This window comes from Koromonas soli (assembly GCF_059726265.1).
The window spans coordinates 1,215,488-1,239,431 of the sequence record NZ_AP040872.1; the positions used below are offsets into that span (position 1 = coordinate 1,215,488).

Sequence of the window (23,944 nt, forward strand, 5' to 3'; positions counted from 1 at the left end):
AGTGAATGGATGAGAAGCCGTATTAGCGCACGTCAGGCAATTGCAGAAAAAACGTTCGACGTGTGTGTGATTGGTGGAGGAGCAACGGGCACCGGCTGTGCGCTTGACGCTCGATTGCGTGGCCTTGAAACCGTGATGCTGGATGCGTCTGACTTCGTTTCGCATACGTCATCGGCTTCCACCAAACTCGTCCATGGCGGCGTTCGATACCTTCAGCAGGCCGTGTCCGATCTCGACTACGGCCAGTACACAATGGTGAGGAAAGCTCTGCACGAACGCATTCACATGCTGCGTTGTGCACCTTACCTCGCCCATCCGCTGGAGTTGTTGGTCCCGTGCTACAGCTCTTGGGAACTCTTCTATTTCACCGTCGGCATGAAGGCTTATGACTGGATTGCCGGCGATGCCAGCCTGTTCCCGAGCCGCATGTTGTCCAAGGCGGAGTCGCTCCGGCGCATGCCCTCCTTGCGTAGCGAGCGACTGGTCGGAACCGTGTCGTACGCCGACGGTCAGTTTGATGATGCGCGTTATGGCATCACTCTGGCGCAGACCTTCGCGCAGCAGGGCGGGGAACTGATCAACTACGCCAAGGCCGTGAGTTTCGGAAGGAACGCTGCTGGCAAGCTGAATTCTCTCGAAGTAGAGGACCAGCTTACCGGCGAGCATTTCCAGGTTCGGGCTCGCGTATTTGTGAATTGCACCGGTCCATTTGCCGATCACATCCGGCTCATGGCCAATCCTGCCATGCCCGAGCGCTTGCGCTTGAGCAAAGGCGTCCACCTTCTGCTTCCTGTTGAGGCCATCAGGAGTTCATCGGCTCTGTTGATACCCAAGACCGAAGACGGCCGTGTCATCTTTGCAATTCCATGGCTCGGACGCTTGTTAGTCGGCACCACAGATGACGAAGCGAAGCTCACCGACGAGATGGTGGTCACGCCCGAAGAAGTCAGGTTCCTGCTCAAGTACGTGAATCAGTACTTGAACGTCAATCTGACTCCGAAGGACGTGGTCTCCGCCTACGCTGGAGTGCGCCCGCTCGTTAAGTCAAAAGATGCAGTGAACACCAAGAAACTGATTCGCGATCACGAGGTCGAAGTCGATGACGTGAGTGGTTTGGTCAGTGTTCTTGGGGGCAAATGGACTACTTATCGTGCCATGGCTGAAGACGGCATCAATCACGCCCAGCGAGCCCTTCCCGGCAAGCAGGCTCCGTGCAGGACGCTCGATTTTCTGCTAACCGGTGCGAAAGGATTTTCACCGGAGTATTGGAAGCAACTGGCGCAGCAATACCAGTTGTCCCCTGAAACTGCCCACCACCTGGCTAAAAAGTTCGGCACGGATTCGCCCAAAGTGCTCGAACTCGCCGCGCAGGAACCGCAACTCCTGCAACCGCTGATTCAGGGTGGAGCGCCCATCCAGGCGGAGGTGGTCTATGTAATTCGAGAGGAAATGGCTCAGACCATCGAAGACATTCTCCTTCGAAGAATCGGTGTGCAATTCCATAGCTGGAAAGAAGCTGAACAAGCTGCACCGGTGGTGGGCCATTGGATGGCTCGCGAGTTTGGCTGGACTGAAGCACAAACCAATGAGGCGGTCTCCGCCTACCTTGGTTCAGTCGAGCACCTGCTCCACACCGCCGGTATCGAGTAATGACGTTCGACGACGCAAGCAGTGGGGATTTTCTCCACTCGGCGCAGATCTCACATAGATAGGGGATTGAACGAAATGGCAGACTACATTGGAGCTATCGACCAGGGAACAACCAGTTCGCGTTTCATGATTTTCGATCGGACTGGAAGAATTGTCAGCGTTGCACAGAAGGAACACGAGCAGATTTATCCTAAGCCCGGCTGGGTTGAGCATGATCCGGCGGAAATTTGGCGTCGCGTCGAGGAAGTTATCGCCGAAGCGATGGAAGCCAAGGGGCTGAAGCCCTCCGATCTCGCGGGCATCGGCATCACCAACCAGCGTGAAACCACGCTCGTATGGAACAAAAAAACCGGCAAGCCCGTGTACAACGCCATCGTGTGGCAGGACACTCGCGTTGCCGACACGGTTGCGGAATTCAGTTCGCATGGCGGTCAGGACCGTTATCGCGCCAAGACCGGCCTCCCTCTTGCCACCTACTTCAGCGGTCTCAAGATTCGCTGGATACTCAACAACGTTCCCGGCGCGCGCGCTGCTGCTGAAGCTGGCGAACTCATCTTCGGCAACATTGACACTTACCTGATCTGGCATCTCACCGGCGGAGTCAATGGCGGCGTGCATGTCACCGATGTCACCAACGCCAGCCGCACCCAGCTCATGGATCTCAAGACTCTCGCCTGGGATAAGGACATCCTTGCCGAGTTCAACATTCCCGAGTCCATGCTACCGAAGATCGCTTCCAGCTCGGAAGTCTATGGCAAGGCCGTACTCGGCCCAATCAAGGACGTCGCAGTTGCCGGCGATCTTGGTGACCAGCAGGCCGCCCTCTTTGGCCAGGCGTGCTTCAAGCCCGGCGAAGCCAAGAACACTTATGGCACCGGCTGCTTCATGCTGATGAACACCGGTGAAAAGCCCGTCCCGTCCAAGAGCGGATTGCTCACCACCCTTGGCTACAAGATCGGCAACAAGCCCGCCATCTACGCCCTTGAAGGCAGCATTGCCATCACTGGCGCTCTTGTCCAGTGGCTGCGTGACAACCTGGGCATCATCGAGAAGAGCTCCGACATCGAGCCGCTGGCCCGCACGGTCAACGACAACGGCGGACTCTACATCGTGCCCGCGTTCTCCGGTCTCTATGCGCCATATTGGAAGGACAGTGCCCGTGGCGTGTTTGCCGGACTCACCCGCTTCATCAACAAGGGACACATTGCCCGCGCCGCGTTGGAATCCACCGCCTTCCAGGTTCGCGAAGTACTCGATGCTATGGAGAAGGATTCCGGCATCCAGCTCGAGTCCCTGCGTACCGATGGCGGCATGGTCGTCAATCACCTTCTCATGCAGTTCCAGTCCAACATTTTGAACCGTCCCGTCATTCGTCCTGTCGTGCAGGAAACCACCGCTCTTGGCGCGGCTTATGCTGCGGCATTGGCCACCGGATACCTCAAGGACACCAACGAGGTCGTCGCCAACTGGGCCGAAGATCACCGCTGGAACCCCTCGATGGATGAAGAGAAGAGAGCTTCCCTGTATCACTTCTGGAAGAAAGCTGTAACGCGCACGTTCGACTGGGTCGAATAGCAGCGAGTGTCACGAAGAAATAGCAGTAACGAGATAAAAACTTTCGAAAGCGAGGTTCGAAATGCACGGACCAGTATTTGGTGAATTTCTCGGGACGTTGGTGCTGATTCTTCTCGGTGATGGCGTTGTTGCCGGCGTCCTTCTCAACAAATCTAAAGCCCAGAACGGTGGCTGGATCGTAATCACCGCGGCTTGGGGTTTTGCGGTTGTCAGCGGCATTTTCACCAGCCTTGCCGTTGGTGGCATTGCCCATCTGAATTGTGCTGTTACATTTGCTCTCGCCTTGGCGGGTGCTACTCCGTGGTCTCAGGTGCCCGGATTGGTTGCTGCTCAGTTTGCCGGAGCCTTCGTCGGCGCGGCCCTGGTGTGGCTCGCTTATCTGCCTCACTGGGGTGAAACACCCGACAAGGGTCTTAAGCTTGCAGTCTTCTGCACTGGCCCTGCCATCCGCAATCTGCCTCTGAACCTGCTGACCGAAATCATCGGAACCGCGTTCCTGGTGATCATCGGTTTCGCTCTCGGTTCCAAGGGTGTGTCTCCCACTGGACTGCCAGCTGGCTACGGCCCGTTCATGTGGGGCATCCTCGTTTGGGGCATCGGCCTGTCTCTCGGCGGTCCTACCGGATATGCCATCAATCCCAATCGTGACCTTGGTCCGCGCATCGCTCACTTTGTGTTGCCGATCGCTGGCAAGGGTGATTCTGACTGGGGTTATGCGATGGTGCCGGTCATCGGTCCACTCATTGGCGCCGGTATTGGCTCCGTGATCTGCAAGGCCACGGGCATTCTGTAGGGACATTCACTGCGGCGCTCCTCACCGGGGCGCCGCTGTCGTAAGGAGAGAAAGTTTCATGAAGAAGCTCATCAATTCTCCGGAGAATGTGGTTCGGGAAGAGCTGGAAGGCATCCAACTCGCGCACGGTGATCGTGTCCGCGTCAGTCTCGAGCCGTTTTATATTGCGCGCAAGGATGCGCCCGTAAAAGGGAAGGTCGCGCTTGTCAGCGGCGGTGGCAGCGGTCATGAACCCATGCACGGCGGCTTTGTCGGCCTCGGAATGCTCGATGCCGCCTGCCCCGGCCATGTGTTCACCAGCCCCACTCCCGATCAGATGTTTGAAGCCAGCAAAGCCGTCCACGGCGGCGCTGGAGTCCTGCACATCGTGAAGAACTATACGGGCGATGTCATGAACTTCGATCTCGCGGCCGACATGCTCCGCGAGGAGAAAATCGAAGTTGCCAGCGTGCTTACTGACGATGACGTAGCCGTGCAGGACAGCCTCTACACCGCCGGACGTCGTGGCGTAGGTCTCACCGTCCTCATGGAAAAGCTTCTCGGTGCTGCCGCCGAAAAGAAGATGGATTTGGCAAAGATCAAGGCACTCGGCGACCAGATTCGCGCCACCGGTCGCAGCATGGGAATGGCCCTCACTCCCTGCACAGTGCCACACGCGGGCAAGCCGTCGTTCGAACTGGGCGAAACCGAGATGGAGGTCGGCATCGGCATCCACGGTGAGCCCGGACGCAAGCGCCTGCCGCTCGCTCCCGCCGATCAAATCACCGAAATGCTGATGGATCCAATTCTCAGCGATCTGCCTTTCAAGCAGGGCGAAAACGTCATCCTTTTCGTCAACGGAATGGGTGGCACCCCGCTCATCGAGCTCTACATCGTTTATCGCAAGGCAGCTCAGATCGCCGAAAAACACGGCCTGAAGATTGTTCGCAACCTGGTTGGCAGCTATATCACCAGCCTCGAAATGGCGGGCACCTCCATCACCGTTCTGCGCGCCGATGATAACCTTGTCAGTCTTTGGGATGCTCCGGTCAACACTCCGGCCTTGCGCTGGGGAATCTAATTGGGACAGGGAAGCACGATGGAATCGTTGAATGTTGAGCAACTGCGGTCGTGGATTACCACGGCCGCAGACGCCATTGAACAGAATGCAACTATGCTCTCCGATCTCGACTCTGCTATCGGAGACGGCGATCACGGCGCGAACATGGCGCGCGGATTCACCGCGGTAAAAAAGAAACTGGATTCAGCTACTCCCGCCGACATTGGCGCCATGTTCAAGTCCGTCGGCATGACCCTGATCTCCACCGTCGGTGGCGCATCCGGCCCGCTTTACGGAGGATTTTTCCTCGAACTCGGCAAGCAAACCGCTGGTAAGCAGGAAGTCGATGCGGCCACACTGGCTTCCATCTTCGAATCCGGACTTGCCGATATCAAGCGTCGCGGCAAGGCGGAACTTGGCGACAAGACCATGGTCGATGCACTCACGCCCGCATTTGCGGCGCTGAAATCGGCAGGAAGCGACATCACTACGGCGACGCGCGCCGCAGCGACGACGGCCCGCGACGCCGCGGAGAAAACGTCGCCGCTGCTGGCGCGCAAGGGGCGTGCCAGCTACCTCGGCGAGCGCAGCATCGGACACCAGGACCCAGGAGCCACCAGCTCCGCAATCCTGCTCGAATCGCTGGCTGAGGTCAGCGCAAAGTAGCGTCCAAACCATCATGGTTGGAATTGTCCTGGTTTCTCACAGCAAGAAGCTGGCGACCGCCTTGCGGGAACTTGTGCTCCAGATGGTTGGACCCGAGTTCCCCATCGCCGTCGCTGCCGGAGTTGGCGACGATCACGATGAACTCGGGACCGACGCCGTACACATTTCCGAAGTCCTTCAGCCCTTCCTTGAAGCCGATGGTGCCGTTGTTCTCATGGATCTCGGCTCCGCTGTCCTCAGCGCGCAAACTGCGCTGGAGTTTCTCGACACCTCAGTCGTTGCCGATCCCACATCGAAGCTTCGCCTTGTGCCCGCGCCCATTGTCGAAGCGGCCATCGCTGCTGCCGTTCAGGCCAATGCCGGAGGCACCCTCGACGATGTCGTGCGCGAAGCCAAATCCGCGCTGCTCCCAAAGCAATCGCAGCTCGAAAGCGAACCTGAAAGCGCACCGCAGGCACATTCATCTGCAACACAAGCACCCGACACCGATGCCATCGAATTCGAAGTTGTCATTCAGAATCCGCACGGCCTTCACGCCCGCCCCGCTGCCACACTGGTTCAAACTGCCAGCGGTTTTCAGTCCGATGTACAACTGACGAATCAGACCAGCCATCGCGGCCCATCCTCCGCACGCAGCCTCACCAGCGTTAGCCTTCTGCAAGCCCGCAAAGGCGACAACCTCCGTTTCACCATTCGCGGCACCGATGCCGCAGACGCCGCCACTCGCATTCAGGAACTCGCTGCCACCCACTTCGGCGAATCCGACATCGAACCCGCGCCAGCCGCCAAATCCGCGCCTGTGCAGAAGCCCACCACGTCCGGCCCCGTTGGAGCCTCCGAAGGCATCGCCATCGGCCGCCCCATTGCTCTCAACGCAGCTCTGCCTCTTCCGGAAGACACAGATCCGCGCTCTCCGCAGGAAGAACTCGCTGCGCTCAATCAGGCCCTCGCTCAAGTCCAGCACAATCTCAAAGCGGAAGCCTCTCACGGCACCGCCGCCGACATTCTCGCCGCGCAAGCTTTGATCCTCAGCGACCCCGTGCTGCTCGAGGCCGTGCGCGCCAAAGTGGAGTCGTCCCACTTCTCGGCCTCTCGTGCCTGGCGCGAAGAGTGCGCTAAACTCGCCGACTCCTACGCTGGCATGGAAGACGAATACATGCGTGCCCGTGCCGCCGACGTCCGGGACATCTCCGTGCGCGTTCTGCGCGCCATTGCCGGAGAGTCGCAGTCCGCAAAGATTGCGCCCGAACCTCCGGCCATTCTTCTCACCACAGAATTGCTTCCCAGCGAGGCCATTGCCTGCGATCCGCGGCACGTTCTCGGCGTGCTTGCTTCCGCCGGGAGCCCCACCGCGCACGCTGCAATCCTCATGCGCACGCTCGGAATCCCCATGGTTGTCGGTGCCGCAAATATCAACTCCGCCACGCTCTCGCCCGACTCCATCATTGCCATCGACGGCTCGACCGGAGAAGTCTGGATTGATCCTCCCGCCGGGGAGCGCGCCAGAATTGAAGCTCGCCAGCAGTTCCTGCTCGACGAACGTAAAGCTGTCGAAGGCTCACGTCACGAGCCTGCATTCACCACCGATCAGGTTCAGATCGAGGTCCTGGCGAACGTCGGCAATGCTGCCGATGCCGTGCAGGCCCGCGAAAACGGTGCCGAAGGTGTCGGCCTCCTCCGCACCGAGTTCGTCTATCTCTCCCACAAAACAATGCCTACCGAAGACGAGCAGACCGCCGCGCTCCGCTCCGTGCTCGCCCCGCTCGGAGCTGGCCCCGTCGTCATTCGTACTCCCGACGTCGGTGCCGACAAGCCATTGCCCTATCTGCCCTCGTCCGAAGAGCACAATCCTTTCCTCGGCGTGCGCGGACTGCGCCTCTCCTTCCGCCACCCCGAGTTCTTTCTCTCAAATCTCAAGGCCATTCTCCGTGCCGCAGTCACAGCAGATAGCAACGAAGGCCCAGATGTCTGGATCATGTTCCCCATGGTGACCAGCCCCGAGGAAATGCAGCGTGCCCGCGATTTCGCCACGCAGGCACATGCCGAACTCGAACGCGACAACGTCCCGCATCGCTGGCCCGTACGACTCGGCATGATGGTCGAGGTTCCCGCTGCCGCTCTGCTGGCCGAGCGCTTTGCTCAAGTGGCCGACTTCTTCAGCATCGGCACCAACGACCTCACGCAGTACGTCCTTGCCAGTGAGCGCGGCAACGCCGACCTGGTCGCTTTGCAGGACACCGCTCATCCAGCGGTTCTGCGCACCATACGCCGAATCTGCGAAGCCGCCCGCGCCACCGGATGCCATGTATCCGTCTGCGGGGATGCGGCATCCGATTCAGTAGCGGCCGCGTTGATGGTGGGTGCAGGAGTGCGTTCCCTTAGCGTGCGCCCCAACCGAGTTGCAGCTATCAAGGCCGAGATGCGCCAGCACTCCATCGCCGACCTGCAGGCGCTAGTCGCCGAGGCAATGCAACTCGACAACAGCAGCGAAGTTCGCAAGCTTGTCGAGGGCTTTCAACAGAAGGGAAGTTAGCCATGGAAAAATCCATACTCATCTTTATCGAAGATGCCTACGAAGACATGGAACTCATGTATCCCAAGTACCGCCTGCAGGAGGCCGGCTACCGCGTCGTCGTCGCCGGTCCCCAAGCCGACTACAGGTACACCGGCAAGCATGGTTATCCCTGCAACAGCGACGCCGCCATCGAGGACATGCACGAATCCAATTTTGTGGGCGTAGTGCTCGTCGGCGGATGGGCACCCGACAAGCTTCGTCGCGATCCCAAGGTGAAGAAGCTCATTTCCGAATTCGCACGCTCCAACAAACTCGTGGCAGCCATCTGCCACGGCGGTTGGATGGCAATTTCAAGCGGTGTTTACAACGGTGTACGTGTTACCGGCAGCCTCGGCATCAAAGACGACCTTACAAACGCCGGAGCCATCTTTGAGAGCTCTCCCTGTGTCATCGATCGTAATTTTGTCAGTAGTCGCAATCCCGACGATCTCCCCGCGTTCATGCAAGGCGTGCTCCAGGTACTCGAACAAACGCAGAGCGCCGGAGCCATGAAACAGGGAAGAGCTTAATCAGAGAAGACGAGATGAGGCGAGCTAGGCGCCGGTCGGTTTTGCCGCGCCTGGCTTTGCCGGAATGACTCCCGGAGTGTGGCTTCGTGCCGAGCGGTCAACCCTGTCCCAGAACGCTATGAAGTAATCCACTGCGGAGAGCAGTGATACCACGAGCATGAACCAGATCGACATTCGCGCGATCAGGTCCACTCCAATAATGAATCCGAAGAAGTCCCACTGATACCAGCGGTGGGCAAGTATGGCCGCCACCACTGCCACAATCTGCAGAACCATCTTCAGCTTTCCCAGATCGCGCGCCTGAATCGCGAACCCTTCTGTTGCCGCGACGCTTCGCAGTCCCGTGATCAGGAACTCGCGTCCCAGCACCAGCACTACGATCCACGGAGGCATCAGGTTCGGAGTAAATCTCACCAACAGAATCAGCCCTGCCGCCACGAGCAGCTTATCCGCCATCGGGTCCAGTAGAATTCCCATGCTACTGATCTGCCCATGCTTGCGCGCATAATATCCGTCGAGCCCGTCCGTGATCGAGGCGAGGATGAAAATGCCAGCCGCCAGCAATTCCTGTTCGCCATGGCGAAAGATGTTGCTGGAAAGAACCCAGATCAGAAATGGAATACATCCGATTCTGCTCAGGGTGATCGTATTGGGTACGTTCAACAAGTCAGCCGGTCCGCGTTGAGTAGGTCTTTCAAATTATGCTGGATGGGTCTGTGAAAAGCAACGCGAACGAAATGCCGCGGCAGAGCCCGGGGAAATTCGGGGGGGGGCGTTTGCATCGAGGAACTTATGTTATTGAATCCACAGTTTTGTATTGCTCACCGACACCGAACTCAGCCCTTGCTTAAGCAGGTCTTCGATCTCGCGCATTGACTGGATCAGTCCTCCGCCGACCAGTGGCATCTCCGGGCGTATCGTTCGCACCGACTCCACCAATCTCGGCGCCGCAATCGCCGGAAGCACTTCCAGCGCATCGGCCGCCGTTGTTCTCAATTGATTCGCCACGCTCTCCATCGCTCCGCGATCCAGCAAAAATGTTCGTTGGATGACGTACATTCCCAGCGCATGCGCATGCCGAAACGACTCATGATGCGTCGAAATAATCCCTTTCAACCCGCGTTTCTGCAGAAATGAAAGTGCGCTTGCGTCGCGCGAAAATCCGTTCAGCAGATCCATATTGACGAACGGCAGCTTCCCTCCCGCCAGCGTCCGCTGCAGCAGATCCACAATGTTCTCCGGGTCGCCGCACAGGAAGTAAACGACTTTGCCATGGGAAGCAAGCGCTATGTCGAGATGTTCCGGGTCGCGCACTGCCGGTATGATCGGAGTTTCCGCCAGAATTCGCTTGATTGGCACAAGTTCCGCCATCGCCGCCGCACCGGATCCCTGCGCTCCGCTGTTTGCCTTATAGGCGGTAGACTTGCGCGATGCATCAACCACTGATCGCCCAGACGGCATCTGGTTCCTCCGAATCTGTACCGACTTGATTTCGAAACTCAGGCAATAGTACCCGAAAGTGTTTCAATTCGACGCGTTATCGCGAGCACGATGTACCAACAGGCTCACAATGAAACTCATCATCCACTCTTGCGGATGTGACTTTAGCACGGGTAGATGAGCGTTGTGAGATTTCGGTTTCATTTTACGAAGCTGGAGTCCAAAGTACCGAGTCTCCGTGCTTGCTCTTAGTTCCTGCAGAATCGTCTTTAGTGCGCATTATTGCTTGACTTTTGCTTGCTCCGGTATCAAGCTTTGAGACGGTTGGACCTTCCACGCCGCTACGTGAAGAGCGCATGAGATCAGCACGTGCGGGGGACTGAAAGCCGCTTAGATTGCTTCCGGTGCAAACTGCCGGAGTGGAATCGATTTTGCGGCCAGGCGCCCTGCATCGCGATCCTCGTTCGCCAAGCGATTTCCTTCAGAGCCTGCCGTAAATCGAGATTCCATGGTCATCAGGGCCTTGCCCTTGAGCCGCATTCATCCCCCGCAGATCGTTTGCCCGAGGGGCAGACGCGTGAGTGACGGAATGTCGCAGCCTCGCTTGCATAGGAGGAATCATGGAACAGACGCGAGTGGTAATCATAGGAGGAGGCGCTACCGGAGCAGGCATTCTCTGGGACCTCTCCTTGCGCGGAATCCCCGCCATTCTTCTCGAGCAGAAGGATCTGGCGAATGGAGCAACCGGACGCTGCCACGGGTTGCTGCATTCCGGCGGCCGTTATGTCGTCAAGGATTCGGAAGCTGCCAAAGAGTGCGTTGCTGAGAACCGCATACTTAAGCAGATTGCGCCTCATTGTATTCACGATACCGGCGGATTGTTCGTACAGTGTCGTCAGGACGACCCAGCATTCTTCGACCAGTGGTCCGAGTCCTGCAAAAAGATCGATCTCGCCAGCCGATGGCTTTCAGCCGATGAAGCCTTAGCGCTTGAACCCAATCTTCCCCGCGACATTCATGGCGCATTCACCTGCCCTGATGCTCACGTCGATGTCTTCCAGCTCACGCTCTCGAATATCGAGTCTGCCGTAGCCCGTGGTGGCCAGTTCCGGACTTACTGCGAAGTCGTTGGCATCGACATCGTCCATGACAAGGTCAAGGGTGTTCGCTATCGCGACACGCTCACCGGGGAAGAGAACTACATCTCTTGCGAGCTCGTCATCAATGCTGCCGGAGGCTGGGCCGAGAAGGTTGCCGAGATGGCCGGCGTTGAGGTCCCCGTGCGCTGCGATAAAGGCACGCTCCTCGTCCTCAATCATCGACTCTCTACGCGCGTCATCAACCGTTGCCGCAAGCCGGGAGATGCCGACATTCTGGTTCCCGCCGGCCCCGTCTGCATCCTGGGCACCAGCTCCATCACCGTACCCGGCCCCGAGGGACTCACCGCATCGCAGGAGGAAATTCAGCACCTGCTCGATCTCGGTATCGAACTCGTTCCTGCCCTGGCCGATGCTCGCGTGCTACGCATCTTCTCCGGCGTTCGCCCGCTGTATGTTCCCAAGAGCGCCAGCAGTGCCGGTGGACGCGAAATCAGCCGCGGCTTCGCCTTGCTCGACCACGAAGTGCAAGATGCCGTCCATGGGTTCGTCTCCATCATCGGAGGCAAGCTCACGACCTATCGCCTTATGGCCAAGGCCGTCAGCGATCTCGTCGCTCAGAAGTTTCAGGTCAACGAGCCCTGTACCACGGACACAACGCCCTTGCGTCCTCAGGCCAGTGAAGCCGTGCTCCGCAAGGCGCATCGGCTGCTTCCGCTGCCAGTCGTCGAGAAGGCAGACAAGCGCCTCGGCCCTAAGCTCACGAAGCTCGTTAGTGCCATCGAAGCGCGCCCCGAGCTCGCCGAAGTCGTTTGCGAATGCGAGTTGGTCACCCGTGCCGAACTCGAATACGTTCTCGGCAAAGAGACCGCTGTTCCAGCCAAGACCATCAGCGACGTGGGACGCCGCACTCGCCTCGGCTTTGGCCCTTGCCAGGGCACGTTCTGCGGATTCAAGGCAATGCTGGCTGGCTTCCAGTCCAATCGCTGGACTTCCACCGAAGCTTCCGAACAATTCCAGCGTTATTTGGACGAGCGCTGGAAAGGGCAGTCGTCCATCGAGCATGGCAAGCAGGTTGAGCAGCTTTACCTCAGCCACGACCTGTTCGCAGTCTCCTACAACTTCCATGAGCAGAAGGGCAGGTGAGCCACGTGAGAAGCAATGAGTTTGATGTCATCATCGCCGGTGCTGGAATGGCCGGAATCACTGCCGCTGCTGCGGCCACCACACGTGGCTTGCGCGTCGCCATGGTCAGCTCCGGGCCGGGCTCCTTTGTGTTCGGCGCCGGTTCCGTCGAGTTTCAGAATGTGGACCCCTCCCAGCCATCACTCGAAAACGCCGTAAATTTCTTCGCCAACTTCACTGACATAGCCGGATGCGGATACCTTGGTGGACTAGGCCAGGTCCACTATGTTCCCACGATCCTCGGCGGCTTCCAGTCCGTGTCCATGGCACCGTTTTACGTCTGGAATGGCGATCCTTCCATCGCCAGCCGTGTCGCGGTCGTCGGCATTGAGGGACTGTGGTCGTTCGATAGCAAGTTTATCGCCGAGCGTCTCGCCTCCCATGCTGCTCGTCTTGGCGAATGCGTCAAGTACGCCGCGCACACAATCAAGCTCTCGACGGCTACCGACACGATTCCTTCGCCATTGCAGCTTGCTAATCGTTTTGACCGCGATCCCGACTTCGGGCTTGAACTCCGCGAAGCGCTCAAGCCGATCGCGGCTGAATTCGAACTGATCGTCCTTCCCGGAATCCTCGGCCTCAAGTCTGGGTGGGATGAGATCGAGCGCCTGCAAAGAGAGCTGGGCAGCAGGATATGCGAACTGCCCACGCTGCCTCCTTCCATTCCCGGCATGCGCCTTTACAACCGTCTTGAAGCGCGTTTACGCAAACTGGATGTCGAAATGTTCACCGGGTTTCCCGTCCAGAAGATTGAAATCACGAACCGGGTTTTCGACGGCTTGCTCATCGACACGCCTGCCCGGCCCACCAGGCTCTACGCGCCGACGCTGATTTTGGCCACTGGCCCGTTCTCCGGAAATCTCATTGGAGCGGATCTCCAAGGCTTCGACCAGGCACGCCGCCCGGTCGATGCCTCGGGTTCAGTCATCGCCCACAATGTTTTCGGCGCAGGCGCCATCCTGCATGACAGCAGTGCGCGTGGCGGTAACGCCATGGCCATCCTCACCGGATACGCCGGAGCGATGATCGCGGCGGGAGCAGGAGTTCAATATGCGCAAGGATGATGTGTTACTCGACAATTGTCTGAAGTGTTCCGATTGCAACACTGCTTGCCCCGTCGTCACCGCTCTGCCCGCTTACCCCGGCCCCAAGCGCCTAGGCCCCGAGCTTGAGCGCATGCGTCGCGAGGGAATTGCCTCCGATACCGATTGGGTGGAATACTGCCTGGGCTGCCATCGCTGCGATCTCGCATGTCCCAACGATGTGAATGTCTCCGAGCTGATCGCGCGCGCCAAGGCCGAGCACAAAAAGAAGCCGCTCCGCAGCCTGCGCGACTTCTGGTTCGCCCGCCCCGGACTCCTTGGCCAGCTCTGCACCATTGCGCCTGCGGTCACAAATACCTCTCTCGGACTCAAGCCGGTTCGCCAGCTTATGTCCGGGCTCATCGGCATTGGAGCCGAACGCCGCTTCCCGGCCTATATCAATCCGAACCTTAAGACCCCAAAAACGGTGAACGGAAAAGGCGAGCGCATCGTCTTCTTCCCCGGATGCTTCATTCAGTACAACAATCCCGACCTGGGGCGCCGTGTTCTTGACCTGCTTCAGATCAACGGCTTCGAGCCTGAGGTCGCCGATACCGGATGCTGCGGCGTGCCCGCGCTCGCCAACGGCGCCGCCGATGAGGCCCGCAAGCGTGCCGCCGAGAACGTTGAAAGCTTGGCTGCTGCCGTCAATGCCGGAGCTCGTATCGTGACCGCCTGCTCCAGCTGCGGACACATGCTGAAGACCGGTTTCGCCCATATCCTCGAGTGCGACCCGTCCCTGGCCGCCAAGGCCGAGAAGATTGCCGCCAGCACGTTTGACCTCGCCGAGCTGCTCGAATCTCAGCAGGATGCGGGCAAGCTCAACACTTGCTTCGAACCCGCGGCGACTACTCTCAAGCTGGCCTATCACACACCTTGCCACCAGAAATCGCAAGGCATCGGACGCCCCTGGTATCACCTGCTTCGCCAGCTTCCCGGAATTGAGATCGAGGATTTGAACGCCGGCTGCTGCGGCATGTCAGGAACCTATGGCTTCAAGAAGGAGAAGTACCCAGTCTCCATGCAGGTCGGTCGCGAACTGTTTTCCGCCATCGAAAACAGTGGTGCTCAGGTGATTGTCACTGAGTGTGCCACCTGCCAGATGCAAATCCAGCACGGCACTGGCGTAAAGACCATGCATCCTGCCGACGTGCTGCTCAACGCTTACGCCGAGAGCGCGCGAGACTAATTTTCCTCCGGCCATACCTCCGGCCGTCCTGTGCGGGGATACCCTCCGTCCTACATTGGGCGGAGGATTTTTTTCCTGAAAACGGACTTCTTCCCATCCATTACTTCCGCAAGCCAGCGTTCTCTCGAACCTGTGCGTTGAAGGTGATTGCGTGTGCCATAATGTGCTCGCAGTCGAGCCACTTGCATCGCAGGTGTATCCCGAGCGAACGTAACCTTCTGTTTTTCTTTGAGAATGTACGAATTTGTGAGAAGCTTGAGCGCCTGCCCGACCGGGGTGGTTGGGTAGGCACATAAAGATCACAGCGAGTACACCATCGCAGTAACCCTGGTATCACCTTTTTGCTAGACCTGTAGTACTGAAGAACTCGGAACAAAGCTCTCAACAAAGACCAACGTACCCCAACCTGTAGGAGGAAATTGAATGATCCAGTTTCTGATCTGTATTGGTGCGCTCGCCTTTTTGATGCTGGTGGCCTACCGCGGATTCAGCGTGATTTTATTTGCGCCGATCGCGGCACTGGCCGCGGTATTGCTTACACAGCCGCGTGCCGTATTGCCGATTTATAGCGGCCTTTTCATGGAGAGCATGGTTGTTTTCGTAAAACTATATTTTCCTGCCTTCATGTTGGGTGCGCTGTTCGGAAAGCTCATTGAGCTCTCCGGTTTTGCAAAATCCATTGTTTCAACCGTCATCGGCGTACTTGGCGAAAAGAGCGCCATCCTCTCGATCGTTGCCGTTTGCGCTCTGCTCACCTATGGCGGTGTCTCGCTCTTCGTCGTAGTGTTCGCCGTTTATCCGTTTGCCGCTGAAATGTTCCGCGAGGCTCATATCCCGAAGCGTCTGATCCCGGGCACCATCGCCCTGGGCTCATTCACCTTCACCATGGACTCGCTGCCAGGCACTCCGCAGATTCAGAACATCATCCCGACGACCTTCTTCAAGACCACCATCTACGCTGCCCCGATCCTTGGCACCCTCGGTGCCATCTACATTCTGATCGTCGGCATGATCTATCTGGAATGGTGCCGCCGCCGTGCGCAGTCCGCTGGCGAAGGTTACGGTACGGGACACATCAACGAGACTGCGGCTGTCGTTGAGGGCAAGCTCGTCAATCCCGCGCTCGCCATTCTGCCGCTGTTTGTCGTCGGAATCGCCAACCTGGTCATCACCCGGATGGTCATCCCACGCATCTACGGGGCCAGCAACACCATCCAGTTGAGTTCGGCTGGCAAGCCTATTACGCAGGATGTGACCAAGCTCAATGGCATTTGGTCGGTTGAAACCGCCCTCGTGCTCGGCATCATCACCGTCGCCGTGTTCGGCTATTCGCGCATCAAGAGCCAGTTCGCCGAAGGCAGCAAATCCGCCATCGCGGGCGCTTTGCTGGCGGCCATGAACACCGCTTCCGAATACGGTTTTGGTGCGGTTATCGCCGCCCTCCCCGGCTTCCTGATTGTTCGTGACGCCCTCTCGCACATTCCGAATCCCCTGGTCAACGAGGCGATCAGTGTCAACATCCTCGCCGGCATTACCGGGTCCGCGTCAGGCGGTATGAGTATTGCTCTCGCAGCAATGGCCAACCAGTTCATCGCCGCGGCCAATGCTCACGGCATTCCCATGGAAGTGCTGCACCGCGTCGCATCCATGGCCTCCGGCGGTATGGATACGCTGCCGCACAACGGCGCCGTGATCACCTTGCTGATGGTCACCGGCCTCACTCACAGGACGTCTTACAAAGACATCTTCGCCGTCACCTGCATCAAGACGTCGGCCGTCTTTGTCATCATCGCCCTGTTCTACATCACGCACCTGGTTTAATATCGGCGCAAAACTCAAAGGGGCTGCCCTCATCCGGCAGCCCCTCTTTTCTGCAACCTATATAGGTTTTGAAGCGCCGACCTCTACAGCTTCAACTCGTTGCGTTCCTTCTCTCCCGAAAAAACGCCTGCAGCATTTCCATACACCTGCCGCCTAACACTCCACCGGTAACCTCGACGCGATGATTCAGCTTGGGATGATTGATCACCTGCATGATTCCGCCCACCGCTCCAGCCTTTGGATCCGTCGCCCCAAACACCAATCGTGCGATTCTCGCGTGCACAATTGCTCCTGCGCACATCGCGCAAGGCTCCAGCGTGACAAACAGCTCGCATCCGCTCAGCCGATAGTTTCCCAGCTCGCGTGCAGCATCTCTCACAGCCAGAATCTCTGCATGTCCGCACGGATCGTTCGTCGCGACCACCTGGTTCCATCCGCGGCCAACAATTCGTCCTTCGTGCACCACCACCGCGCCCACTGGAACCTCGCCAGCAACTTCGGCCCGACGCGCCAGTCTCAGCGCCTCTTCCATCCAGAGTTCGTCCGCCACTTTGCCCTGAGATTCACTTCCGTCCTGCATAACCACATCCTAATCGCACCCGATCCAGCTCCGTTCCCCAAAAACCGCAACCAAAAATAAACTCCGTCTTTCGATCATTGAAGCAAACCCCAGACGAGCACCTCACCTCTAACTGAGCCAAGGTCGGACTTTATGGGTTCAGTCATAAATCGCGTGGTTATCGGGTTTCTGTTTATGTTGAGCGCGGTTTGTGTATTTGCGCAGGGCACTCAGAGCTCATCCGGAGATTCTTTAGCCGGGGAATTCCGCCCGCTCACGTTCCGCGGATGCCTCGTTCAATCCAATACGGGCTTCGACCTCGTTGTCTCCGGAGCTTCGACTCGCGAGTACCGGCTTGTGGGCACCAACCTCGCCCAGCTTGAGGGCAAAGCTGGCCACGTCGTCTCCGTCACCGGAACCATGCCCAACAATCTGCCTGTCGGTGCCACCAACGTCAGCACCGCCAACGACACCATCAATTTCCTTGCCGTTGACGACCTCGGCATCGCCTGCAAGAGTTCCAGCCAGGCGCCCTCAGGCGACACTCCATACTCCACCGCGTCTCTTATCGGCAGCGCCGACAATCTTTACCTGCGCCCGGCCACTACCTTCGTGCCCGACTCTGATCTGCGCGCCCAGCCCGGCAGCTACATGGTTGTTCCGCTCGTCGGTGTCCTCGCGCTCGGACTGCTGCAGACAGCCCGTTACCGCCGCCGCAAGTAGCTATCCTGCGGCGGGCTCCTGCTGCGTCATGCAGTGAATTGCCCCGAGTCCCCAGATGAGGTCGCCGCAATAAATCGGAACGATCTTATGCCTCGGCAGTACGCGCTGAATCGTATTCAGAGCCTCCAGATCATTCGCATCGTTGAACGTCGGCACCAGCACCGTCCCATTCGAGATGTAGAAATTGGCGTAGCTCGCCGGAACCCTTTGTCCCTTGAACACTACCGTCGCGGGCATCGGCAGCGGAACCACTTCCAGCGCCCTCCCCGCCGCATCGGTCATTTTTTGCAAACGCTTCAGATTGTTCTTCAGAATCGCGTAGTTCGCATCCTGCGGATCGCGCTCGCTCGCCGCCAGCACAGTCTTCGGGCCGACGAAGCGTGCGATGTCATCCACATGCCCGTGCGTATCGTCGCCTACGATGCCGCTCTCGATCCACAGCACTTTCTTCACGCCCAGCATGCACCCGAGCGCCTTTTCGATCTCGCCACTCGTCATGCCAGGATTCCGCTGTTGCACCTCGCTAAGCAGGCATTCTTCGGTCGTCAGCAGCAGCCCGCGTCCATTGACATCAATCGAGCCGCCTTCAAGCACCATCTGCCGCGGCTCACCATCAACCTCTACAGTGGCCTCGAAAGCCTTGTATTTCAGCCTCGCCGCCACCAACCCCGGTAGCTCGTTGTCCAGCTTCCAGTTCTTGTACTTGGCCCAGGCGTTGAATTTCCAGTTCGTTACAGCAACCTTGCCCGCCTTATCTTTCACGAATATCGGGCCCGAGTCCCGCAGCCATCCGCGATTCGTCGGCCACCGGTGAAACCTTATGCGCTTTTCCAGCGCAGGTAGCACGTTCGCTGCCGTTAGCACTCCTCGCGCACGTGCCTCCGCCGCTTCATCGTTCACGATCAGTTCAACCCCGGCTGCCCGTGCCAGGTGCCGCACAATCTCGGCATACACGTAGGGAATTGGTTCAAACTTCCCCGGCCAGTCCGTGCGGTTATGCGGCCACGCCAGCCATGTAGCTCTCTGTGGCTCCCACTCCGCAGGCATGCGGAAACCCAACGATGCAGGACACTCTGTCACCATCTTCTTGGCCATCTAGCGTCCAAACCTCTGCGTAATCGGCGCATAGGCGTCAATGCGCCGATCGCGCAAGAACGGCCAGTTTCGGCGAATCTCTTCTTGCAGCTTCACATCCACCGTCCCGATCAAAATCTCTTCTTTGTCATGCGAAGCCTCGGCGATGATTCTTCCAAATGGATCAGCCAAAAATGAGCCTCCCCAGAACTCCAGCCCTGCTCCTTTTACTTCGTTTCCGCGAATGTTGCCGGTCTCGTGACCGACTCGATTCACCGAGCCCACGTAAACGCCATTCGCAATTGCGTGCGCCCGCTGGATGGTGAACCACGCCTCGTACTGCGCCTGTCCCCATTCCTCTTTCTCTGCCGGATGCCACCCAATCGCCGTCGGGTAGAAGATCACGTTCGCGCCCTGCAGCGCCGTCAACCGCGCACCCTCCGGATACCACTGATCCCAACACACCAGCGTTCCCACCGCGCCTTCCTTCAGGTCAAAGCACTTGAACCCCAGATCGCCCGGCGTGAAATAGTACTTCTCGTAGTAGAGCGGATCGTCCGGAATATGCATCTTGCGGTAGATCCCGTGGATCTCCCCGTCGCTCCCTAGCAGCACCGCTGTGTTGTGATACAGCCCCGGCGCTCTCCGTTCGAACAGCGAAAGCTCAATCGCCACCTTCAGTTCATGCGCAAGCGCAGAGAACCGCGCCGTCGTCGGCCCGGGAATCGGCTCCGCCAAATCGAACAGCGCCGTATCCTCGCGCTGGCAAAAATACTGTGTGCGGAAGAGCTCCGGCAGGCAAATCATTTTTGCGCCGCGGCGGGCGGCCTCGCGAACGTGTTCCACTGCGCGCTCGACGTTGTCATCCGGCTCGGGCGAGCAGTACATCTGTATCAGGCCTACTTCAAATTTATCGGCCGCCAATGAGTCCTCCAGCTATATACGTAGTCGGAGTTTAGAATATCAAAGGCGAATGGTATCCTTCTCCCATCGACCGAACGACTATGACGACGCCGCCCAAACGCGTTGATGACAATTCGCAGCTCTCTCTCGAGTCCATACGGGAAGCGGAGGAGATATTCAACCGCCACCTCAAGCGTGTCGGCCTTAAGCATACTGAGCAGCGCGACTCCATCCTGCGCACCTTCCTCGAAACACACGATCACCTCTCGACCGAAGAGCTCCACCAACTCGTCAAGCGCAGCGACCCCCGCATCGGCTTTACCACCGTCTATCGCACGCTCAAGCTGCTCGCCGAGTGTGGCCTTGCCTCGGGTGTAGCTTTCCACGATGGCATCACGCGCTACGAACACCAGTACCAGCGACGCAGCCACCACCACATGCTCTGCACTGAGTGCGGTAGCTCGATCGAATTTTTCTCTCCCGAAATCGAGAAAGTCGAAAAAGACATGGGCCGCAAACATCACTTTGCCACCACCCGCCACAACTTCCAGATCTACGGCCTTTGCGAGCAGTGCCAGAAAAAAAAGCAGGGCTAAACCTCATGTCAAAACGAGCGGTTTAGAACTTGCCCTCGTGCCCCGCCCTAAACTCGCGACTTTTCGCGAGTTTAGGGCGGGATAGTTGTTCGTGCGCTCGCGGTTGCTCTTGTTCTTGCCCTCGATTTTGTTCTTTCCCTTGTCCTTGCCCTTGCTTTGCTTTTGCTCTTGCTTTTGTTTGTGTTCTTGCCTTTGCTTTTGTCCTTGATCTTGTTTTTGAGGTGTCATCCTGAGCGAAGCGAAGGAACTCGGGGTGCTGTTGCACTTGTATTTGCCCTTGCTGTTGCCTTTGCGTTTCGGTGTCATCCCGAGCGCAGCGAGGGACCCCTACCCTCAACCCCACTTTCCATGACACGCGAAATCGCACCGGCAACCCCAAGCTCTTCCCAGCACTCTGAATTTCCAGTACTTTCACCTCCGCAAACGTGGAGTATGATCTGAGGCTCACCATGGCTTTCTGTACCAATTGCGGCGCGCCACTCGACGATTCAGCGAAGTTCTGCTCGCGCTGCGGCCAGCCCCTTGCGCCCATCGCCGGGGGAGTTTCGCGCCCAGACGATCTCGCCGTCCCGCGAAACATTGCTGGAGCGCTAGCCTACTTCGTCATTCCGGCCATCATCTTCCTGCTGGTCGATCCCTATCGCAACGATCGCTTCGTCCGCTTCCACTCCTTCCAGGCGCTTGCATTTACGGTAGTCTCCATGATTCCGCGAATCGCCATCTACGTCCCTGTAGCAGGAATCCTGCTATGGCCGATCCTCGAGATTGCGCTATTCGTCGTCTGGGTCATCCTTGTCGTCAAAGCTCTTCAAGGAAGCCAGTTCAAGTTACCGCTCATCGGCGAGTGGGCTGAAGACCAAGCCGTAAAAGCCACTTAGAGTTTCCGGGGTTTCCCGAGTTGGCGATTTTCTAACTCTGAGGACGTTGCCCCCACCACGTGCCCAGTCACGCCTCCAGAGTGCTCTTGACACTCCCAATCAAAACCATTTATCTCTAAGTGCTTTCCTTCCACGCATGCAATGCCGCTTTGCACGGTGACTCGAGCCGTTCAGAAAGGGACGACCATTGATAGTAAAGGTCTTTTATCACGACAAATGTTTTGACGGAGCCTGCTCTGCGTCACTGTTTACGCGCTTCTACCGCGAACGCATCCGCCGCAACGTGGATTTTCAGTACCAGGGCCTGCTGCACCGCGCCGGCTCACTTTTCGATATTGCCGACTTCAATGGCGACGAGAATGCCATCGTCGACTTCAAGTATCTTGCGTCCGACAAACTGACCTGGTGGTTTGACCACCACGAGAGCGCGTTCCTGACCGAGGAAGACGCCGAGCACTTCGAGCAGCAGGAGAGCAACAGGAAGTTCTTCGATCCCGACTTCAAGTCCTGCACCAAATTCCTCGCCACCATTGCGCAAAGCCGCTTTGGCTTCGACCTATCCGAAGTCGAGGAACTCGTGACCTGGGCTGACATCGTCGATGGCGCTTCCTATGAGAGCGCGGAAGTCGCCGTCGGCATGAAAGAGCCCGCCATGCGCATCACCATGGCCATCGAGGCAAATCAGGATCCCACGTTCATTCCGCGCCTCATCGAGCTTCTCGCCTATCGTCCTCTAGGCGAAATCCTCACAACACCATTCGTCGCCGAACAGATTCCTCCGCTGCTCGCGCGGCATGAGCGCTCCATCGACATCATTCGCCAGCACAGTGAGTGCGTAGATCAAACCATCTTCTTCGACGTAACCGGTTACGACCTGGAGGGCTACAACAAGTTCATCCCCTATTACCTGCATCCTGAGAGTGTGTACAGTGTCGGCCTCAGCAAGAGCAGCTTCCGTGTGAAGATCTCCGTCGGCTCGAATCCTTGGACCGATGCAGAGAACATGATCAACCTCGCAAAAATCTGCGAGCGTTACGGTGGCGGAGGACATGCCCGGGTTGGAGCTATCAGCTTTCCTCCTGGAGAATTCGAGCGAGCAACCGAAGCAGCGAAGGAGATCGTGACCGAGCTCCGGAGCCACGCTCTTCGATATCACGCCAAGTAATTAGCGGGTTGGTAACGGGCTACGGCAATCGCCAATGACCTCATGGTGACTCCTGAGCTGAAAATGCACTCTGTTGCAGCATCGAGTAAACTTGACCTCAATGGTATTAGCAACAAAGGTATCTTTCTGCCTCGTAATCCTCAGCGCGGGACTCGCATTTGCTCAGGGCGGTCGAGCCAATGCAGTCCCTCGCGGAAGCAAAGTTGACGCCCCTGATCTCACAACGAAGCCTCTCGATGCTCAGAAGCGGTTCGCCTATGACGTCGTCCGGGCCGCAGTAGCACTGCCCCAAACCGACCCGCAGGACCGCCTTCGCGTGCTCGCCTCCGCCGCTTCCGTCATTGCTCCAATCCGTCCCTCGCTTGCGAAAACCTACAGCCGCGAAGGCCTGCGCCTCGAGCAAGACCTGATCCAGCGCGGTGTTCAGCCCGAAATATCTATGCTGAACTCCGGCCCCGTCGATTGCCATTCCGTTCAGACGCTCGTTGAGAGCATCCAGCCCACTCGTGTGGACTCCGCTGAGAACACGCTGATCGCCGCTATTTCAGCGTGTCCGGACGTGGTCACCACCGCGCAGCGCTTGATCGACTCCGGTCTCCAGCAGAAGAAACTTGCCCCTCGTGTCACTCTCGCCCTTATGGAGCAAGCAGGCATGGACTCACCCTGGTCTGAGGATCATTTTGAGTTGCTCTTCGATTCGCTTCCCAGCGATACCGCCAAGATGCAGTACGAGGCCCCGAACCTTGCAGCCGTCTATTCGCGTGCTGCGGGTAACGTTGAGCGCGATGTCGCGAAGCGAGCCGGATTGTACCTGCTGCTCTGGCTCGGCAAAATGGAGGAGAGCGGAGATCGAACAGTAGCTCTGAACGTGACTACTGGCGCGATGAAAAATGCGTTAGGGGCCAAGGCGTATGAAGAAGCTCTCGCGTCCGACGTGCTCGCGCGACAAGCCGCGCTGAGGGCCGGTGTAGCCGGAGAGATTTCGCAACGGATGGAGCCGTCTGCATCTGTGCTCGACGCTATGCAATCAGCGAAGACGGATCGCATTGAGGAATTGCAGGCTTTACCGGCATCACAGCGCGCACGCGAAGCTGCGGCGAGCGGCTTTGCAAGCGGCACCAGCGGGGAAGCAAAGCTTGCATCGCGCTACTTTGATCTTGCATTCAGCTCTGTTAACGAAACCTGGAAAGAACGTCAGGATGTACCTGGCGCACCGGCGGTAGTTCAGGAAGTAAGCGAGGCGGCCGCACAGGTAGATTCTCTTGATGCGCTACGCAGAGCACGAGGGCTGGACGATACTGCTGCGCAGGCGATCGGAATGATCTCTGTTGCTCGAGTGGTGGCCAACAAAGAAAAGCCGCCTTCTACTACGTCTGCTAGTCGCTAAGATAAAGTTCGAGCGTCAACTACTGCCGACAAGCAGTG

21 protein-coding genes are annotated in these 23,944 nt (G+C 58.1%); 16 read left to right on the top strand and 5 right to left on the bottom strand.

The genetic code is table 11. The features are described from left to right. Positions 1–9 precede the first annotated feature (9 nt). From AC6IY8_RS05290 to AC6IY8_RS05320, 7 genes are all read left to right on the top strand, one after another. Positions 10–1,650 carry a glycerol-3-phosphate dehydrogenase/oxidase gene (locus AC6IY8_RS05290; protein WP_497777666.1) on the top strand — a complete coding sequence of 547 codons (1,641 nt, stop codon included), beginning with the start codon at positions 10–12 and terminating at the stop codon, positions 1,648–1,650. A gap of 75 nt (positions 1,651–1,725) precedes the next feature. Beyond that, positions 1,726–3,225, top strand: coding sequence for a glycerol kinase GlpK (glpK, locus tag AC6IY8_RS05295; protein ID WP_497777667.1), 1,500 nt, complete (start codon positions 1,726–1,728; stop codon positions 3,223–3,225). Positions 3,226–3,286: 61 nt separating this feature from the next. Next, a complete protein-coding gene (locus AC6IY8_RS05300) occupies positions 3,287–4,018 on the top strand; it encodes an MIP/aquaporin family protein (RefSeq protein ID WP_497777668.1) in 732 nt (243 codons plus the stop codon). Between the two features lie 58 nt (positions 4,019–4,076). Further along, a complete protein-coding gene (dhaK, locus tag AC6IY8_RS05305) occupies positions 4,077–5,078 on the top strand; it encodes a dihydroxyacetone kinase subunit DhaK (protein ID WP_497777669.1) in 1,002 nt (333 codons plus the stop codon). Between the two features lie 18 nt (positions 5,079–5,096). Next, complete coding sequence (dhaL, locus tag AC6IY8_RS05310) at positions 5,097–5,723, top strand: dihydroxyacetone kinase subunit DhaL (RefSeq protein WP_497777670.1); 627 nt, start codon at positions 5,097–5,099, stop codon at positions 5,721–5,723. Between the two features lie 13 nt (positions 5,724–5,736). Then, entirely contained in the window at positions 5,737–8,256 is a 2,520-nt protein-coding gene (ptsP, locus tag AC6IY8_RS05315) for a phosphoenolpyruvate--protein phosphotransferase (protein ID WP_497777671.1), read from the top strand. Between the two features lie 2 nt (positions 8,257–8,258). Continuing rightward, positions 8,259–8,807 (top strand): type 1 glutamine amidotransferase domain-containing protein, encoded by a 549-nt coding sequence (locus AC6IY8_RS05320; protein WP_497777672.1) that lies wholly within the window; start codon positions 8,259–8,261, stop codon positions 8,805–8,807. Between the two features lie 24 nt (positions 8,808–8,831). Here the strand turns inward: AC6IY8_RS05320 and pgsA are convergent, their stop codons facing one another. After that, a complete protein-coding gene (pgsA, locus tag AC6IY8_RS05325; RefSeq protein WP_497777674.1) occupies positions 8,832–9,470 on the bottom strand; it encodes a CDP-diacylglycerol--glycerol-3-phosphate 3-phosphatidyltransferase in 639 nt (212 codons plus the stop codon). A 132-nt stretch (positions 9,471–9,602) separates the two neighbouring features. Further along, positions 9,603–10,268, bottom strand: coding sequence for a glycerol-3-phosphate responsive antiterminator (locus AC6IY8_RS05330; RefSeq protein ID WP_497777675.1), 666 nt, complete (start codon positions 10,266–10,268; stop codon positions 9,603–9,605). A gap of 599 nt (positions 10,269–10,867) precedes the next feature. On the opposite strand from AC6IY8_RS05330, the gene glpA reads away from it, so the two are divergent. The 4 genes from glpA (at position 10,868) to AC6IY8_RS05350 (ending at position 16,621) form a co-directional block, all read left to right on the top strand. Further along, positions 10,868–12,490: an anaerobic glycerol-3-phosphate dehydrogenase subunit GlpA gene (gene glpA, locus AC6IY8_RS05335; protein ID WP_497777677.1), complete on the top strand. Its 1,623-nt coding sequence runs from the start codon at positions 10,868–10,870 to the stop codon at positions 12,488–12,490. Next, positions 12,487–13,593, top strand: a complete 1,107-nt coding sequence (locus tag AC6IY8_RS05340; RefSeq protein ID WP_497777678.1) for an FAD-binding protein — start codon at positions 12,487–12,489, stop codon at positions 13,591–13,593. The genes glpA and AC6IY8_RS05340 overlap by 4 nt, the downstream gene beginning before the upstream one ends. Then, on the top strand, positions 13,580–14,800 hold the full coding sequence (locus tag AC6IY8_RS05345; protein ID WP_497777679.1) for an anaerobic glycerol-3-phosphate dehydrogenase subunit C: 1,221 nt from the start codon (positions 13,580–13,582) through the stop codon (positions 14,798–14,800). The genes AC6IY8_RS05340 and AC6IY8_RS05345 overlap by 14 nt, the downstream gene beginning before the upstream one ends. Positions 14,801–15,223: 423 nt before the next feature. After that, positions 15,224–16,621, top strand: coding sequence for a GntP family permease (locus AC6IY8_RS05350; RefSeq protein ID WP_497777681.1), 1,398 nt, complete (start codon positions 15,224–15,226; stop codon positions 16,619–16,621). A 91-nt stretch (positions 16,622–16,712) separates the two neighbouring features. Here the strand turns inward: AC6IY8_RS05350 and tadA are convergent, their stop codons facing one another. After that, complete coding sequence (gene tadA / locus AC6IY8_RS05355) at positions 16,713–17,201, bottom strand: tRNA adenosine(34) deaminase TadA (RefSeq protein ID WP_497777682.1); 489 nt, start codon at positions 17,199–17,201, stop codon at positions 16,713–16,715. Between the two features lie 132 nt (positions 17,202–17,333). Here tadA and AC6IY8_RS05360 point away from each other — a divergent pair, with 132 nt between their 5' ends. Continuing rightward, positions 17,334–17,903, top strand: a complete 570-nt coding sequence (locus AC6IY8_RS05360) for a hypothetical protein (protein ID WP_497777683.1) — start codon at positions 17,334–17,336, stop codon at positions 17,901–17,903. Here the strand turns inward: AC6IY8_RS05360 and AC6IY8_RS05365 are convergent, their stop codons facing one another. After that, the gene (locus AC6IY8_RS05365) at positions 17,904–18,998 is read right to left on the bottom strand and encodes an agmatine deiminase family protein (protein WP_497777684.1); all 1,095 of its coding nucleotides are present in this window, start codon (positions 18,996–18,998) and stop codon (positions 17,904–17,906) included. Continuing rightward, positions 18,999–19,901 (bottom strand): carbon-nitrogen hydrolase, encoded by a 903-nt coding sequence (locus AC6IY8_RS05370; protein ID WP_497777685.1) that lies wholly within the window; start codon positions 19,899–19,901, stop codon positions 18,999–19,001. A gap of 80 nt (positions 19,902–19,981) precedes the next feature. Between AC6IY8_RS05370 and AC6IY8_RS05375 the strand changes: the two genes are divergently transcribed. The 4 genes from AC6IY8_RS05375 (at position 19,982) to AC6IY8_RS05390 (ending at position 23,906) form a co-directional block, all read left to right on the top strand. After that, positions 19,982–20,476 (top strand): Fur family transcriptional regulator, encoded by a 495-nt coding sequence (locus AC6IY8_RS05375; protein ID WP_497777686.1) that lies wholly within the window; start codon positions 19,982–19,984, stop codon positions 20,474–20,476. Between the two features lie 449 nt (positions 20,477–20,925). Continuing rightward, positions 20,926–21,354 (top strand): zinc-ribbon domain-containing protein, encoded by a 429-nt coding sequence (locus tag AC6IY8_RS05380; RefSeq protein WP_497777687.1) that lies wholly within the window; start codon positions 20,926–20,928, stop codon positions 21,352–21,354. Positions 21,355–21,541: 187 nt separating this feature from the next. Next, positions 21,542–22,519 (top strand): phosphoesterase, encoded by a 978-nt coding sequence (locus tag AC6IY8_RS05385; RefSeq protein WP_497777688.1) that lies wholly within the window; start codon positions 21,542–21,544, stop codon positions 22,517–22,519. 100 nt (positions 22,520–22,619) lie between these two features. Next, complete coding sequence (locus AC6IY8_RS05390; protein WP_497777689.1) at positions 22,620–23,906, top strand: hypothetical protein; 1,287 nt, start codon at positions 22,620–22,622, stop codon at positions 23,904–23,906. Positions 23,907–23,944 lie beyond the last annotated feature (38 nt).

What these genes read in the sequence shown, in the direction of transcription:
- AC6IY8_RS05380 (WP_497777687.1), top strand. Translation starts at nt 20,926, where the DNA reads ATGGCTTTCTGTACCAATTGCGGCGCGCCACTCGACGATTCAGCGAAG.
- ptsP (WP_497777671.1), top strand. Translation starts at nt 5,737, where the DNA reads ATGGTTGGAATTGTCCTGGTTTCTCACAGCAAGAAGCTGGCGACCGCC.
- dhaL (WP_497777670.1), top strand. Translation starts at nt 5,097, where the DNA reads ATGGAATCGTTGAATGTTGAGCAACTGCGGTCGTGGATTACCACGGCC.
- AC6IY8_RS05300 (WP_497777668.1), top strand. Translation starts at nt 3,287, where the DNA reads ATGCACGGACCAGTATTTGGTGAATTTCTCGGGACGTTGGTGCTGATT.
- AC6IY8_RS05345 (WP_497777679.1), top strand. Translation starts at nt 13,580, where the DNA reads ATGCGCAAGGATGATGTGTTACTCGACAATTGTCTGAAGTGTTCCGAT.
- AC6IY8_RS05320 (WP_497777672.1), top strand. Translation starts at nt 8,259, where the DNA reads ATGGAAAAATCCATACTCATCTTTATCGAAGATGCCTACGAAGACATG.
- AC6IY8_RS05375 (WP_497777686.1), top strand. Translation starts at nt 19,982, where the DNA reads ATGACGACGCCGCCCAAACGCGTTGATGACAATTCGCAGCTCTCTCTC.
- AC6IY8_RS05365 (WP_497777684.1), bottom strand. Translation starts at nt 18,998, where the DNA reads ATGGCCAAGAAGATGGTGACAGAGTGTCCTGCATCGTTGGGTTTCCGC.
- glpA (WP_497777677.1), top strand. Translation starts at nt 10,868, where the DNA reads ATGGAACAGACGCGAGTGGTAATCATAGGAGGAGGCGCTACCGGAGCA.
- AC6IY8_RS05360 (WP_497777683.1), top strand. Translation starts at nt 17,334, where the DNA reads ATGGGTTCAGTCATAAATCGCGTGGTTATCGGGTTTCTGTTTATGTTG.
- AC6IY8_RS05330 (WP_497777675.1), bottom strand. Translation starts at nt 10,268, where the DNA reads ATGCCGTCTGGGCGATCAGTGGTTGATGCATCGCGCAAGTCTACCGCC.
- AC6IY8_RS05290 (WP_497777666.1), top strand. Translation starts at nt 10, where the DNA reads ATGAGAAGCCGTATTAGCGCACGTCAGGCAATTGCAGAAAAAACGTTC.
- AC6IY8_RS05350 (WP_497777681.1), top strand. Translation starts at nt 15,224, where the DNA reads ATGATCCAGTTTCTGATCTGTATTGGTGCGCTCGCCTTTTTGATGCTG.
- tadA (WP_497777682.1), bottom strand. Translation starts at nt 17,201, where the DNA reads ATGCAGGACGGAAGTGAATCTCAGGGCAAAGTGGCGGACGAACTCTGG.
- dhaK (WP_497777669.1), top strand. Translation starts at nt 4,077, where the DNA reads ATGAAGAAGCTCATCAATTCTCCGGAGAATGTGGTTCGGGAAGAGCTG.
- AC6IY8_RS05390 (WP_497777689.1), top strand. Translation starts at nt 22,620, where the DNA reads ATGGTATTAGCAACAAAGGTATCTTTCTGCCTCGTAATCCTCAGCGCG.
- glpK (WP_497777667.1), top strand. Translation starts at nt 1,726, where the DNA reads ATGGCAGACTACATTGGAGCTATCGACCAGGGAACAACCAGTTCGCGT.